Below are 13853 nucleotides of genomic sequence, written 5' to 3'. Positions count from 1 at the left end.
CGCCTGCACCATGAGGCGGAGCCGACCCCGCACGCCTACTCCTCTCCCCGGGCCGAGCAGGCCCCGGCGCACCGGCAACAGCAAGTCCCGCACGGAACCCCGACTCGCCAGGCCGGCCGGCCCGATGCGGCCCAGGAGGCTCCCGAGGCTCGGGAGGCTCCTGGGGCCCCGGAGGACGAGGTTCTGGAGGCCGAGGGCCCGGCCGCCGCGCGGCCGGCCCCTGAGGCCGAAGGTACCGGTGGCGGCGGCCGGCGCGGCCGCGCGAAGGCCCCCGCCGCGCCGCAGACCCCACGCGCCCGCCGCCGCACCGGCGGCAAGGACGGCTCCGGCGACGGCTACGGAGACGGGCCCGGGCCCGAGGCGGCGGGCGGCCGCGCAGCACGGCCCCACCCCCGCCACCGCATGGCCCGCCTGGTCAAGACCGTCGCCTTCTGCGCCGCCACCGCCGCCTTCAGCATGCTCGTGCTCCGCGGCAACGAGGCCCTCGACGGCCTCGCCTCCCCCACCGACCCCGACAGCGCGGTCTCCGCCCCCGCGGCCGCCGCCGACGCGCCGGACCCCGGCCGGGTGCTGCAGATCGTCGCGCACCCCGACGACGACCTGTACTTCATGAATCCGGACCTCCGTTACTCCATATCCACCGGTCACCCCGTGACCTCGGTCTACCTCACCTCCGGCGAGGCGGACGGCATCAACGCGGGCGCCGCCAAAGAGGCCACCACCGCCCCCGACAAGGCCGCCTACGCCGAGGCCCGCCAGAACGGTATCCGCGCCGCCTACGCCAAGATGGCCACCGGCGACCGCAGCAGCGCCTGGAAGCGCAGCGTCGTCCCGACGAAGGGCGGCGGCCACGCCGAGGTCGACGTCCTCGTCGCCAAGCCCGAGGTCAACCTGGTCTGGCTGCAGCTCCGCGAGGCCGGCAACGTCTTCGCCGACGTCCCGGAGAGCCTGCACGGCCTGTGGGACGGCAAGGTCGCCCGCCTGGATTCGATGCTCGCCTCCGGATCCCCGGTCAAGCAGAAGTTCTCGTACTCGAAGGACCAGGTCGTCCAGACCCTCGTCGGCGTGCTGGAGCAGTACAAGCCGACCACCGTCCGCTCCCAGGACCCGACCCCCGGCCGGTTCCCCGACACCAAGCGGTACACCGACCACCAGGACCACTTCTACGGCGCCCGCTTCGTGCAACTGGCCACCGCCGCCTATGCGAAGGACGTCGGGGACCGCCCGCACTTCGCGGTGCAGAACTACCTCGGCTACTTCAACGGCTCCCTCCCCAGCGCCCTGGACCCGGACGAGGCCAAGGAGAAGCTGGACATCCTGGACACGTACGCCTGGCTCGACCGGCAGAACCACTGCGGCAGCGACGCGGGCTGCGGCGACCTCAAAGTCGCCGACCATCCGGCCGGCAACCGGTGGTCGGACTCCATCAACTACGCGCGCGGCAACAGCACCACCTGGCTGACCTCCGACAAGGAGCACGGGCTGTGGGCCTTCAAGGTGCTCGACGGGCAGGTCGCCGTCTGGCACCGGCCCGGTCTGGTCGGCCGCTGGAAGGGACCCGACCTGCTGCCCGGAACCGGCATGGACCCGGGCGTCAGCACCGTCACCCTCAAGGACGGCCGGATAGCGGTCTTCGGCACCCGTACCTCCTTCGGCGCGAAGCCCACCGACTACAAGCGCGAGGTCGTCCACATCGTTCAGAAGGGGCCGGGGGCCGAGGAGTTCGGGGAGTGGCAGTCGCTCGGCACCCCCGAGACCGCGGACGAGAACTGGACCTCCGACATCAGCTCCCCGGCCGTCTCGGTCGACGGCACCGGGCAGCCGGCGGCGTACGTCCGCGACGGTTCGTACACCTTGCGCGGCCGGGTGCAGCAGGCGGACGGCAGTTGGGGGCCCTGGGAGAAGTACGGCGGCGCCGATCTGCACGGCACCCCCGCCACGGCGACCGACGGCGCCGGGCGGCGCATGGTGTTCTCCGCCACCTCGAAGACCGTGGTGGGCTGGGTGCAGCCGAAGCCGGGCGCCCCGCTGGGCCCGGTCACGCCCACGGGGCTGCCGGACACCACGCTCCCGCTGACCGCGGAGGGGCGCGAGGGCGGGGTGCGGCTGTGGTTCCGCAAGCCCGGGTCGGGCAACGTCCGTACGGCCCTGATGACGGGCGACGGCGGGCTGAAGCTGAACAACATGACCGACCTCGGCGGGCTCCGGGGCTTCGGCTCGGTGACGGCGAGCGGTCACGTGCTGGCGGGCCGCTCGGCGGGCGGGCAGTTGGGCTCCGAGGTCGGCCCGGGCCGGCCGTGGGAGCGGTCCCCGCTGATGTTCGTCGGCGCGCCCTCCTCCGTGATGACCGGGAAGAGCATGGTCAGCCTGGCGGTGGTGGGGCTCGACGCGCGGCTGTACGTGACCTCCTCGGCCGATGCGCCGGACGCGTACCTGGCGCCGTGGCAGCCGGTGGGGCCGCGCAACACGACCCCGTAGAAAGGCCCCACGGAAAGGGACCGTGGAGGGGGACCGTGAAGAGGGGCTGCGGAGAGGGGCCTGGAGAAGGGCTGCGGAAAGGGGCCAGAGGCGGACGAAGCGCCTCCACATCTCGTTCGCATAGAGGGATCAAAACCCTATAAGACACCGTCACATCCGGTCACTTTCGGAAAGTGGCAGTCATCGGCCGAATCGGTGAACCAAGTTCCCCGTTTTGGCCTCTCTCTGACTGCTCAGCGGTTTCTCCGCCCGGAACGAACCCAAGGCGTGACCCGATGCCCGTGACCCGTCGCCGCTTCGCGGCCCTGCTCACCGTGCTGACAGCCGGCGCCACCGGCGTGCTCTCCGTGGCCACCGGGCAACAGACCTCGGCCGAGGCCACCCAGGAGAAGGGTCCGGCCGCCGTCCTGCCCGCGAGCGTCACCGCCGGCTCGGTCGTCCAGGTCGTCGCGCACCCCGACGACGACCTCTTCTTCATGAACCCGGACCTCAGCCGTTCCCTGCTGGCCGGCACCCAGGTCACCACCGCGTACCTCACCTCCGGCGAGTCCGACGGCCGCAACGAGGCCGGCGGCGGCGCCGCCAAGGACCCCGAGCAGCCCGCCGACCGCACCCACTACGCGGAGGCCCGGCAGAACGGCATCCGCTCCGCGTACGCCCAGATGGCCACCGGCGACCGCACCAGCGCGTGGAAGCGCACGGTCATACCCACCGAGGGCGGCGGCCGGGCCGAGCTCGACGTCCTCATAGCGAAGCCGCAGGTCAACCTGGTGTGGCTGATGCTGCGCGAGGCCCGCAGCACCGGCGGGGACAACCCCGAGAGCCTGCGCGGCCTGTGGGACGGCCGGATAACCGCGCTGGACGCCCAGCTGACCTCCGGCACCCCGGTCAAGCAGCCGTTCTCGTACACGAAGGACCAGCTCGTCCAGTCGATAGCAGGAGTCCTGGAGCGGTACCGGCCGACGACGATACGGATGCAGGACCCGACGCCGAACCGGTACGGGGACAACGGCCGGTACACCGACCACCAGGACCACATGTACGGGGCGCGCTTCGTGCAGGCCGCCACCGCCGCCTACGCCGCCCGGGTCCAGCGCCGGCCCCGCTTCTCGGTGCAGAGCTACCTCGGCTACCACAACAGCACCCTCCCCCACTCGCTGGACCCGCAGACGGCCGAGACGAAGACCGGCTACCTGCGGACCTACGCCTGGCAGGACCACCAGGACCACTGCGGCAGCCCCTCGGGGTGCGGCGACCGCAAGGTCGCGGGCAACCCGACCGGGCGCAACTGGGCCCAGTCGCTGCGCTACACCCGCGCCGACAGCACCTCCTGGCTGACGCAGGGAACGCCCGGCCGCCTCTGGGCGTTCGCCGCGCTCGACGGCCAGATGGCGTACTGGACGCGGGGTCCCGGCGGCGACTGGGCGGGCCCGGTCCTCCTCCCGGGCACGGGCATCGACCCGGGCGCGGCCACCGCCCGCCTCCCCGACGGGCGCATCGCCGTCCTCGCCACCCGCACCGACTTCGGCTCCGTGCCCAGCGGCTACCGGCGCGACGTCGTGTACGCCGTCCAGTCCGCGCCCGACGGGCCGTTCGGGCCGTGGCAGTCGCTCGGCACCCCCGAACGGACCGACCAGGAGGGCACCTCGGCGATCAGCGCCCCGGCAGCAGCCGTGGACGCCCAGGGCCTCCTCACCGTCTACCTCCGCGACTCCCGCCGCACGCTGCGCGCCACGGTCCAGCTGCCGGACGGCGGCTTCTCCCCCTGGCAGCGGCTGGGCGGCGAGGACCTGCAGGGCGACCCGGTGACGGCGGTCGACGCCGCCGGGCGGCGCCACGTGTACGCCACCACCACCAAGTCGGTCCTGGCCTGGACCCAGCCCGCCCCGGGCTCGGCACTGGCAGGCCCCTCGCCGACGGGCCTGCCCGCCACGACGGTCCCCCTCTCCGCCTCCCCGGACGGCGCGGGCGTCCGCCTGTACTTCCGCCGCCCGGACTCCGGCGTCGTACGCACCGCCCTGGTCACGGCGGGCCCGACGGCCAGGCCCCAGGTCTCCAGCGTCGCCGAGGCGGGCGGCCGGGCCGGCTACGGCGCGGTCGGCGCCGCGGGCCGCCTCGTCGCGGGCCGCGGCGAGAACGGCACCATCAGCACCACGGGCCTCGGCGGCCCCCCTGCGTGGGTGGAATCCCGCATGCTCTTCGCAGGCGCCCCCTCGGCCGTCCTCGAACCCACCGGCACCACGACGACGGCCGTCCTGGGCCTGGACGCCGAACTCCACACCACGACAACCCCCCACACCCCCACAACCCCAACCTGGCACCGCGCGGTCCACTGACGCCCGTACGCCGGCCGCAGAGGCTGCTAGGACGGGTCGTACGGGTCCACAGGGAGCGGTTCGAAGGGGGTCTGGGTGTGGCCCTCGGGCGAGCAGGCGGCGAACGGGCCCTGCTGAGGGTCCATCAGCACCCGCAGGTGCGGGTCGGCATGCTGGATCCACCACGTGGTCATGCCCAGCCACGGGTCATGACGCAGATGCTCCCAGGCCAGCCAGAGCGAGGCCAGCCGGGCCCCCGCTTCGGGGTGGTCCCACCAGCGTGGGCACCAGGTGGCGGAGGTGCCGTCCAGGGGCCGGCGGATGGTGCTCGCGAGGTAGCCGGTGACGAAGTCGAAGACGTCGGAGAAGTAGAACGCGGCGCCGTCTCCGTGGACCTCCGACGCCGGCATGGGGAAGAGCGAACGCGGTTCGCGCGCCGGCTTGGGCGGGGAGTACGCCCTCAGCAGCGAGTCCAGGGCACTCTCACGTTGCCGAAGCTCCGCCAGGATCCAGCCCAGGAGCTGCTCCTGGAGTTCGGCAACCTCTGCGTAGGCGTCCGCGGCAAGGCTGGAGAGGAGCTGCTCCCTCCAGTCGTCCAACTGCCGGGCCCGCTGCTCCTCCTCGTGCGCCGACCGGGCGCCTGCCAGGAAGAAGGTCAAAGTCATGTGGTGATGCTTCTTCCACTCATCACCCCCGGCCTCGGCCGTGACCTGCGCCGCTACCCGCTGCGCGTGCTCGATCGCTGAGCTGTCCATGGAACCGATGACTACCTCTCACACCAGGCAACGAGTTCCATGATCATACGAGCGCACCGGAAGCGGTCCCGCACTCCGGGCCGGCGGTCGGTGACCATCGGCCCGGAGGGTGGAGCGTGCCCCTAAGGGCTGTGACCTGCGGCTACAGCACCGGGAGGTTCTTGCGGAGTTCGAAGGCCGTGACCTCGCTGCGGTATTCCTCCCACTCCTGCTTCTTGTTGCGGAGGAAGTCATGTCTGCCTCAAACCGCCAGGCGGATCCTCTACGGGCCCCATCTCAACCGGCATCTGAGAGGCCGTCATTGGTCGTCGCCGGTGACCACGGGCCACCCTCCGACGGCCCAGGGACGGCCCAGGGGCGGCGAGAATAGTCCGCGATTCACGAGGCTAGACGCACTGGATCAAGGTCGCCCGCCGCGCTGGCATCCGACAACGTGCCGGGTTGACCGGCCGAACGGTCATGGCACGAGCTGACCAGCCAGGTCGCCGTCGGGTATGCCGGATTTCGCCTCCTAGTGTCGTTCGCCGCCGTATTCTGACGATCCACCAGGGAGGGGACGCCATGGGCAAGCGTCAGCGGCGGCGCAATCGTCAGCAGAAGCAGACCACCGCCAAGCAACAGCGACAGCTTCGGCATCTCATCCCGAGTACGGAGCATCCGCTACTTGAAGTGGTGTTCAAACCGGACGTGTCCGATGAGGACAAGGCCATCTGCCTGGACTATTGGTCGTTCGCCGAACCCGGAATCTGGGCGTACAAGGTCGCTGAGATCGGGCCCACCACTGCGGTCCTTCGGACGGTGAAGGCGTCCTGCCACGCGGATCTACTCACCATCGTCTGCCCCGACTGCGCCGGACCTAAGAGCATTCACAGCCGTTCGGACATGGTCGCGACTCGGAAGTGGGCACCAGACGTCTTCCCGAACGAGGAGACCGTCTCGGGCGGCTCGTGTCACGACTGTCAGGCGGCTGCGGCAGAGGAAGAAACCCAGGAAGCCCAGCGGGTTGCGGAAGAGCATCGGCAGCAGAACCAAGCGCGCGTCGACGCGGCCTCGTCGTGGTTGCAGGAGCAGGAGGGGCGAGACTTCCCCAGCAGCTATCCGAGTATGGTGAACGCGCTGACGCTGGTGTCCATGGTGGACATCATGCAGCGGAAGAACACCGAGACGATCGGGCCGTTGCAGAGCCTGAACTACTCGCTGACGGCGTCTGCGGAGGTCGATGTGGAGGTCTTCCGCAGTCTGCACCAAGAGCGATGGATCTGTCCGACCCTGCCGGCTACGACAGGGGATTTCGCGTTCAACGACGACGGCACCGTCCGCGCCGTGTACATCACGCAGATCCCGTGGCGTCTGGCGCCCGCTCTGGGCAGCAAGACAGCGGCGCGTCGCGAGATCACGGATCTGCTGGGCCGCATGCTGATCAGCCGCGCAGACGAATTGCGACACCAGGTGCACACACTCCAGGCAGGTATGGCCGTGAACTACCTCGACGGCCTGCTGATCCGCACCTACCAGGAGGAACCCATCCCGGAACATCGTCTACCGGACGCCTACGAGACGTTCCTGGGGGCACTACGGGAAGGATTCACGCTCGGGCAGCTCATCGCGATCGCGTGGAGCGCTGCGGCCGCATCTGTGGCATGGGGTCAGCGCACGCCCGGCCTGAAGCCTGGCAACGTGTCGGCTGCCGCCGTAACCAACGTCGGTCGACGTATCGGTTTCCTACGCGACCGCCGCATCGAGGAATACGACCTGCCTAACTGGGTGGCACGCCCAGCGACTCTGGGTACTGCCCTACGGTTCCTGGAGCGGCACGATGCGGAGATCGAGGCACTCAGCCGCTTTCTCACGCTGAAGCAGCGCACCGAAGCCCGGCCGGTGGAGGCCGCCGAATTCGATGGTGATATGGCCGACCTCCAGGACAACGAGACCGATCGCAGCATGGAGTCCTTCCTCGACGACTTGCGGGCGGGGCGCAAGCAAGAGCCGAGCGGCCCCACCATCACCTACGCCCTGGTCACCCCGGAAGGTGGGCTGGAATTCCATGCCGATCCAGTCGACGGCATGCGGGACAAGGTGGGTTCGGCCGGCGCTGGTCTCGTCGACCGGATCCTCTTGCCCTCCCCATCCACCGTCCACGCCTACGTCGCAGAGCTGGTCACAGCTTCATCCGATAGTTCCAACCCAGTCGCTGACGAGATGCTGCGCCTGCTCGACTGCCACGACGGGCCGTTCTACGGGCCTATCTCCTTCTTCGCCATCAGCGCACACACCCCTCGGCCCCAGAGCCTGGACGAGGACCAGCGCGAGATGCTACGCGCGGCTCACGAAGTGGCTCGCGGACGCGCCGGCCTTCAGGGATAGTCCAGAGCGCCGCACGCAGTCGCACCCGACACCCTCGTCTTGGTCTGCGTGGATGTTTCACCAGTGTGCGACGGCCTTGCGTCCCTCCCCATCGCTATAATCCCAGCGCTCCCATTCGGCAGGGAACGCTGCCCGGTACTCCAGCTTGGGCTTTTCCTGCTCCAGCAGGTTTTCTGCGGCTTGCCTCATCGCCGCAGCCCAGCGCAAAGCGTCTTCCGCCACGTTCCCCACGAGCACCGCGTCGACCGTGGCGGAGCTCTTGCCGCTGTTGCAGGGGGCGCAGCTAGTGACCAGGTTGTCGGGAGTGTCGGTCCCACCAGGAGCTGCACGACATGGTCGACGCAGAGGGCAGCCGCCGGCGCCGTCGCGCCGCAGTACCGACAGGTGTGGCTGTGCCTCCGCAGGATCTCGCAGCGCAGACGCTTGGATACGGTCATGCGGCGAACGTAGCCACGGTGACCGGTGCGTCGCAGGTACGTCCGATCGCGGCTGCTGGAGATGGCCGGCTCGCGGAACTTGGTCGCAGGATCGCTGAGCGTCACCACAGATCAGGCCTGGGCTCCGACCAATCGGACTGCTCAGCCACGGTCACGGCACCCCTCCCGTCGGCCCGGGGGCCGCATGTCCGACGCCTGCAGACCGCGAACCAGGCTGGCCGGGATGCAGGTGTTGCGACATAGCGAGATCATGGAACTGGCCGAGCTTTGGCCGTGGGCTCCCGAAGGAACGGCTCATCTTTCCTATTCCTCAGCGACAATTCGTCAGCTTGATTCACTAGCATGAAATGCCGAATAGGTCTGAGAGTGCGGAGATCGCCATGCCACACGACACGCATTTTATTCAGACCCCAGGCGGCCTAATCTTCCATCTAGAGATAACCCCGCGCGACTTCCTGAGTATCGACGCCCGCGGATCGAAGGATGTCTTTAGCTGGACCGCCGATTGTCAGGCTCGCTGCTTTCTGGATCTAGGTCGGGGCACGTCTGGCATCGCTAAGGTTGCGATTGATGGGGAGAGGCTTGATGGTGCGGTGGAAGATGTGCTTGCGTGGACTGACAGGTTCCCACCATCTACGATTGATGCGGAGTGCGATTTCGTGCGCTTCGAATGGAACGGCTCATCCCTGACGTTCCAGGTCTTCGTTTCCGACGAAATTCCCCCCAGTCGGGTTTCACTGGTATCAATGTCGGGCGCAGGACTATATCTGCGCACAGTTCAGGATTTCGTCGATAAGACGGGCACCGATGCGGTGATTCGCGAAATAGATCAAGCAATTAGAGTGGGAAGCGACAGCGCGGGCACATAAAACCGAACCGCCTTCGACAGCGAAGCGGAGTGCTGGTCATGACGCCAACGCAAGGGCCATCAAAAAAAGGACACAAGTGCTTCGCGGAGATCAAAGGCCTGCCGGGTTGGATTAAAGGTGAGACATATATTGCACCCAGCGATAGGTGCACCGTCAGGAGTTCTGGATGCAGTCAGTATGTCGTGTTTGACAACGCATCGGATTTGGAATACGACGTCGTAGTAGAGGTCTATTGTGACGGCGTGATTCGCCATAAGTTGGCTGGAGCCGTTCGGGTTCGCTACACAAAGACCGCCTACGTTCCGCCCGACGGCAGGTCTCTTCCTCTCGAGTTTCCCCTAACCGCAACGGGTAATGGTCATGACCAGGCCACCCTCGTAAAACGGGTTCTAATCAAGCCCATCAATGGGTACAAGCAATATCTTCCTGCGTATCGCGGCAAGCTTGAAACCCCTATACGCGTTGACGGCATTCCGTGAGGGAGTGAAAGTGAAGGAGTACATTCCTTTCGCTGCGTCGACCCTTATGTACCTCCTTAGCCCTCTTTTGGTGAGGAAGGCACAGAAGGCGGTGATGAGAGCTATTGCCGAGAGCGACAATCTCCTGGAGGGCGAGCATGAAAAGCCAGCTCACCTCCAAGACTCCTCAATCAAGAAATATGTGGCCTTCGCCGTTGATGCAGCTCAAATAGTTCCAGCAATACTACTCACCGGGGTGGCAGTGACTTTGGCCATACCAAATGACTGGCCCCCCAGCCTGGCGGGAGTTCTGATTATTGTGGTCAGTCTCGTTGTAGTTGGCGCCGATGCATACGTCCTCAGCTTGGATCCTCATCAATACGCGAAGAAGAAATGGAGAGGGTACTCCGTTGTCGAGATTTCGGGGATCTCGTTGAATCTGATCGGTATAGTACTTCTGGCTTCGCTGGGCTGAGCACCATCGGTTAAAGACTTTGCCCGATGTCCTTCGGGCTGGGGTTGAGCGTGATCAGGGGCCCAAACTTTGGCCAACAACTCGGTCGCGTCCGTGGGTCTGACCGCGCTTTAGAGGCGCATATTGTGGTGCGCTCTGACTGATGCTGTGTTTATTCCGGGGTTCTAGGACGCAGGAGAGACTGATGGCAGTATTGAAACTATCCCCGCGCGAAAAACTTTCACTGGCGCTCGGTGCGCAAAATTTCCGTCCAGTCAACCTGGATGCTCTTACACGTCCGGCCGAAATCAACTTCGCTTCAGTTCCCAGCGATTTGGTAGCCGCCCTGGAAGGAGTACGGAGAGCGACGACTAATTGGGATGGGATTGGACATCAGCTTGCGTTGCTACGTGACGGCTTGAACACCGACGGAAGGTTTCTCCTGGACGTCCACATCGGGGCGAAGAGTCAAGCGCTTAAGGTAGTAGTTACCTGCGGTTTCGGTGGGCCGCCTCTTTCGGAACCGGAGTTCGCCCGTCGCATCCGGTTCACGTGGACGATTATGAGGTCTCTTGAGGCTCACATCCAGCAGTTCGAGATTCAGCCACAACTTCTGGCGATCCTTGAAGCTGCCAGAAGCAAGTACCTCAGCTTTACAGATCCAGTAACGAAAGCAGCAGTTGATCTCGCGTGGGCCATGGTGAGCACGAGCAGCGCTAGTGGTGGACCATTGGCCGTGTACATTGCTGCATGCTTCGCGGGAGTCTCTCCTGAATTGGGGAGAACTCTCCGAACTGGAGGACTCAACTTCGAAGAAATGGGATTCGGTAATCAACCATCCCTAGAAGGTCTCGCTTGGGACTGCAGCCGCCCAAATTTTGCCGATGACAGTCTCTATTTTGGGGTACTAGAGCACATCGACGACCAGAGCCTTAAGGACACATTGGCGCTTTAAGCAGAGGAGGCAGCCATGACCACTCACGACGATATCTGTGACGTGGAGCCAACATTCGATGTACTCCAGCAAAAATTTGATCCCACGGCAAACAGTATTGAGATCAAAGATCTTGACACTGCGCTTGCCCCCCTACCGGCAACCGTATTCGGAGGTGGTGGCACAGACAATACCGCGGCAGTCAACAACATGGTGAGAATTGCGCGTGGTGAACTCGGCATACATGAGTCGCCGCCGGGCTCGAACAGCGGCCCACCACTTACCCGATACGTTCGCTACTTCAATCCAAACCTGGGTCCGTGCGCTTGGTGTGCATTTTTCGTCTCATGGGCATGGGATCAAGGATCGGACCAGAATCGTCGGGTCCCTTGGAGTAGCCCAGGAGCCGTTGCTAGCGTCCACTCATGGGCTCAGAAGGTCGGACGCCTGGTTTCTTCCCCAATCCGCGGAGACCTCTTTGGTGAAGCAAATCGCCATATGGGCATCGTGGTGGGTTCAGATCCAAGCAAGCATCGCATAGTCACCGTTGAAGGTAATTACGGAGATAAGGTTGGATCGGCTTCGAGACCTTGGTCGGGCCATTGGTTCGTGCGTCTTTATTAACGAGCTCTGGAGGATGCCTCATCCGCGCGACGCGGCTCGTCTATCCCGCCGCGCAGAGGCGATCGTGAGCAGCGGCACCGGGCTCGGGGATCTCCTGGCGGATCATGAAGCCCTGCTGCGGGTAGATCAGCAGGCGCTGCTGTGCCCCGACCAGCATGTCGAGGAGCAGCCGAGCGTTCCCGATCGAGTTCACATACTTCGTCAGGGCCATCGGTGCAGACGTGCTGACGATCTCGACCGCCGGCCAGAGCTGGCGGGGCGTCGCGTAGGACCGCCGCTCCTCGTACGGCTTGCTGATAAGTAGGACCGCCGAGACGTCGATGACCTGATCCGCGCGTAGCTCGCGGGAGAGGCGGATGTTCTCGCCGGTGTTGTGGTGGTCGTACGACTTCAAGGTCTCTGACTCGAGGGGAGAGGCAACCCAGTGATCTTGGCGCAGACGTGGGACGACGCACAACTGCTCTGGGACTTCCAGCAGATGGGGCACGAGCCGCGGCCATGTTCCGTCGGTGTCGGCCCGGCCTGGGCAGCCACGACCTGGGCGCCGACGAGACTGTCACTGAGTTCGCGATCGACCTCCACGCGGCGAGCAGTTTTGCCTCGGTGTACGTCGTGCGGTGAAGTTCCACCCCCCACTCGCCACCCCGACTAGCGGGACGCGTACCTTAGAGCGCCGATTCCCGGGTGTCGTCGTAGCCGAGCGCACGGAGGACGGTCGCCGAACGTCCGTCGTAGACCAGGTGCGACTCGTCCGCCTTGGGCGCCTCGAAGCGGCCAGCGTGGCGCCGGAGGTCGTCCTCGCTGAAGTACATGGAGTTCGGGTCGTCGTAGGTCTGCTGGTTGCGGTCCTCTAGGCGCTCCCACAGCTCGTCGTGGGTAGCGGGCAGATGCACGAGCGTCACCGCTGCCCCGGCCTGTTCGCCGATACGGCGCCACTCCTGGCGCTCGTCGACGGTCCAGAAGCCGTGATCCATGACCACGTCGCGGCCGGCGGTGAGGGCAGCGCGGAGCTCAGATGCGATCTCTTCGAGGATGGGGCGCTCTCTGACCTTGTACTCCCCTCGAGGGAAGTCCCGCCCGTAGTGCCCATGGGCGCGCCAGACCCGTTCGTCAGGACAGAGGCGCAGGAATCCGCGGAGCTCCAACTCGTGGGCGAGCGTGGTCTTCCCCGAGCCCGGGAGGCCGGCCATCAGGACCAGTCGGGCCGGTCCGGTTCGTCCGGCGAGCGTGCGCATGATGCGCGCGATCTCGGCCTTGCCGTCGGGCGGCAGGGTGCCAAGGCGCTGGGCAGTCAGGAGGGCGCCCAGCCGTTCCTCGGCCACGTGGACGAGGTCGTCGTCGAGGAGCGGGTCGGTCATTCGGCGGACTCTTCCTTGGCCCAGCGGCAGCCGGGGCCTCCCAAGTCGACGCCGTACTCGATCGTCATCCCACTGGTGTCGACGATCCGGACGGTCAGGACGATGACCGCCGCGCGTGTGTCCTCGGGAATCTCGAGCGACCCGGCGTCGGCGGGCGTGGTGGTCCGGGCCCACATGGTGCTGAAACGCCTCGAGACCGGGCGCCCAGTGTGCCGCGTGATCACGTCGATCGAAGTGCCGCCGCTCAGCCTCTTGCCCATGACCAGCTCTGGCAGCTCCTCGGCGAAGACCGCCGGGATCCAAGAGGTCGAGTGCGAGATGACAGCGTTGGTGTGCTCGTCGCGGTAGACCCGGGTGCGCCGTAGCACCGGCTCGCCAGCGGTGATCCCCAAGGCCTCGGCGACATCATCCGGTGCGGCGACGACGCCGGCCATGTGCGAGTCGGACCGCTCCCCTACACGCCAGGAGGAACCGGTGAGCTTGCTTCGTTCCTCGCGCTCGGCGCCGGTGGACAGGGAGACCCGTGCTCGTACGACGGTCCCGTGGCCGCGAGACGAGGCGACCAGCCCATCAGCCTCCAGGGCCTTGTACGCCGCGTGGACCGTGGTTTTGGAGCCCTTCCCCTCCCGAGCCAAGTCCTCGATCTTGGGCAGGCGGTCGCCGGGCGCGTACTCGCCGCTGGTGATCTTCGCGGCGATCTCGTCGGCGAGTTCTCTCCACTTAGGCGGCATGTCCGGCGCTCCTCCATCTTGGCGCCACCAGTCAACCACAGTCCCGGGACTGATTCACAGAGGGCCGCTTTCCCGG

Annotated in this window: 11 protein-coding genes and 2 pseudogenes; 7 read left to right on the top strand and 6 right to left on the bottom strand. The window is 66.4% G+C overall.

Annotation, left to right across the window (positions count from 1 at the left end; genetic code table 11):
• The coding region (locus tag PV721_RS17870) for a PIG-L family deacetylase (RefSeq protein ID WP_319725328.1) at nucleotides 1–2478 on the top strand (2478 nt) is incomplete at its 5' end.
• Between the two features lie 275 nt (nucleotides 2479–2753).
• Nucleotides 2754–4814 carry a PIG-L family deacetylase gene (locus PV721_RS17865; RefSeq protein ID WP_319725327.1) on the top strand — a complete coding sequence of 687 codons (2061 nt, stop codon included), beginning with the start codon at nucleotides 2754–2756 and terminating at the stop codon, nucleotides 4812–4814.
• Nucleotides 4815–4840: 26 nt separating this feature from the next.
• On the opposite strand, the gene PV721_RS17860 is transcribed toward PV721_RS17865, so the two are convergent.
• Complete coding sequence (locus PV721_RS17860; protein ID WP_319725325.1) at nucleotides 4841–5548, bottom strand: DUF4913 domain-containing protein; 708 nt, start codon at nucleotides 5546–5548, stop codon at nucleotides 4841–4843.
• Nucleotides 5549–5690: 142 nt separating this feature from the next.
• A pseudogene (locus PV721_RS43935) lies at nucleotides 5691–5777 on the bottom strand (glutamine synthetase); the annotation flags it as partial.
• A gap of 332 nt (nucleotides 5778–6109) precedes the next feature.
• On the opposite strand from PV721_RS43935, the gene PV721_RS17855 reads away from it, so the two are divergent.
• Nucleotides 6110–7912, top strand: a complete 1803-nt coding sequence (locus tag PV721_RS17855; RefSeq protein ID WP_319725323.1) for a hypothetical protein — start codon at nucleotides 6110–6112, stop codon at nucleotides 7910–7912.
• Between the two features lie 57 nt (nucleotides 7913–7969).
• Here PV721_RS17855 and PV721_RS17850 read toward each other — a convergent pair whose 3' ends face one another.
• Nucleotides 7970–8149 (bottom strand): hypothetical protein, encoded by a 180-nt coding sequence (locus PV721_RS17850; protein WP_319725321.1) that lies wholly within the window; start codon nucleotides 8147–8149, stop codon nucleotides 7970–7972.
• Nucleotides 8150–8729: 580 nt separating this feature from the next.
• Here PV721_RS17850 and PV721_RS17845 point away from each other — a divergent pair.
• The 3 genes from PV721_RS17845 to PV721_RS17835 all read left to right on the top strand — a co-directional run bounded on the left by PV721_RS17845 (nucleotide 8730) and on the right by PV721_RS17835 (nucleotide 11085).
• Nucleotides 8730–9218, top strand: a complete 489-nt coding sequence (locus PV721_RS17845; protein WP_319725318.1) for a hypothetical protein — start codon at nucleotides 8730–8732, stop codon at nucleotides 9216–9218.
• 489 nt (nucleotides 9219–9707) lie between these two features.
• On the top strand, nucleotides 9708–10151 hold the full coding sequence (locus tag PV721_RS17840; RefSeq protein WP_319725315.1) for a hypothetical protein: 444 nt from the start codon (nucleotides 9708–9710) through the stop codon (nucleotides 10149–10151).
• Nucleotides 10152–10335: 184 nt separating this feature from the next.
• Nucleotides 10336–11085 (top strand): hypothetical protein, encoded by a 750-nt coding sequence (locus PV721_RS17835; RefSeq protein ID WP_319725313.1) that lies wholly within the window; start codon nucleotides 10336–10338, stop codon nucleotides 11083–11085.
• 643 nt (nucleotides 11086–11728) lie between these two features.
• Here the strand turns inward: PV721_RS17835 and PV721_RS17830 are convergent.
• Entirely contained in the window at nucleotides 11729–12082 is a 354-nt protein-coding gene (locus PV721_RS17830) for a hypothetical protein (protein ID WP_416371123.1), read from the bottom strand.
• A 30-nt stretch (nucleotides 12083–12112) separates the two neighbouring features.
• On the opposite strand from PV721_RS17830, the pseudogene PV721_RS17825 reads away from it, so the two are divergent.
• Nucleotides 12113–12252: pseudogene (locus PV721_RS17825) on the top strand (YdcF family protein); the annotation flags it as partial.
• 101 nt (nucleotides 12253–12353) lie between these two features.
• On the opposite strand, the gene PV721_RS17820 reads toward PV721_RS17825, so the two are convergent.
• Together PV721_RS17820 and PV721_RS17815 are read right to left on the bottom strand one after the other, a co-directional pair.
• Nucleotides 12354–13046 (bottom strand): ATP-binding protein, encoded by a 693-nt coding sequence (locus PV721_RS17820; protein ID WP_319725311.1) that lies wholly within the window; start codon nucleotides 13044–13046, stop codon nucleotides 12354–12356.
• Nucleotides 13043–13777 (bottom strand): GntR family transcriptional regulator, encoded by a 735-nt coding sequence (locus tag PV721_RS17815; RefSeq protein ID WP_319725309.1) that lies wholly within the window; start codon nucleotides 13775–13777, stop codon nucleotides 13043–13045. The genes PV721_RS17820 and PV721_RS17815 overlap by 4 nt, the downstream gene beginning before the upstream one ends.
• Nucleotides 13778–13853: the final 76 nt, after the last annotated feature.

Source organism: Streptomyces sp. MB09-01 (assembly GCF_033794505.1).
Taxonomy (GTDB): Bacteria; Actinomycetota; Actinomycetes; order Streptomycetales; family Streptomycetaceae; genus Streptomyces.
This window is presented reverse-complemented; position numbering and strand designations above follow the sequence as displayed.

Coding starts and splice junctions, on each gene's coding strand:
- PV721_RS17865 (WP_319725327.1), top strand. CDS start 2,754: ATGCCCGTGACCCGTCGCCGCTTCGCGGCCCTGCTCACCGTGCTGACA.
- PV721_RS17860 (WP_319725325.1), bottom strand. CDS start 5,548: ATGGACAGCTCAGCGATCGAGCACGCGCAGCGGGTAGCGGCGCAGGTC.
- PV721_RS17820 (WP_319725311.1), bottom strand. CDS start 13,046: ATGACCGACCCGCTCCTCGACGACGACCTCGTCCACGTGGCCGAGGAA.
- PV721_RS17815 (WP_319725309.1), bottom strand. CDS start 13,777: ATGCCGCCTAAGTGGAGAGAACTCGCCGACGAGATCGCCGCGAAGATC.
- PV721_RS17835 (WP_319725313.1), top strand. CDS start 10,336: ATGGCAGTATTGAAACTATCCCCGCGCGAAAAACTTTCACTGGCGCTC.
- PV721_RS17845 (WP_319725318.1), top strand. CDS start 8,730: ATGCCACACGACACGCATTTTATTCAGACCCCAGGCGGCCTAATCTTC.
- PV721_RS17855 (WP_319725323.1), top strand. CDS start 6,110: ATGGGCAAGCGTCAGCGGCGGCGCAATCGTCAGCAGAAGCAGACCACC.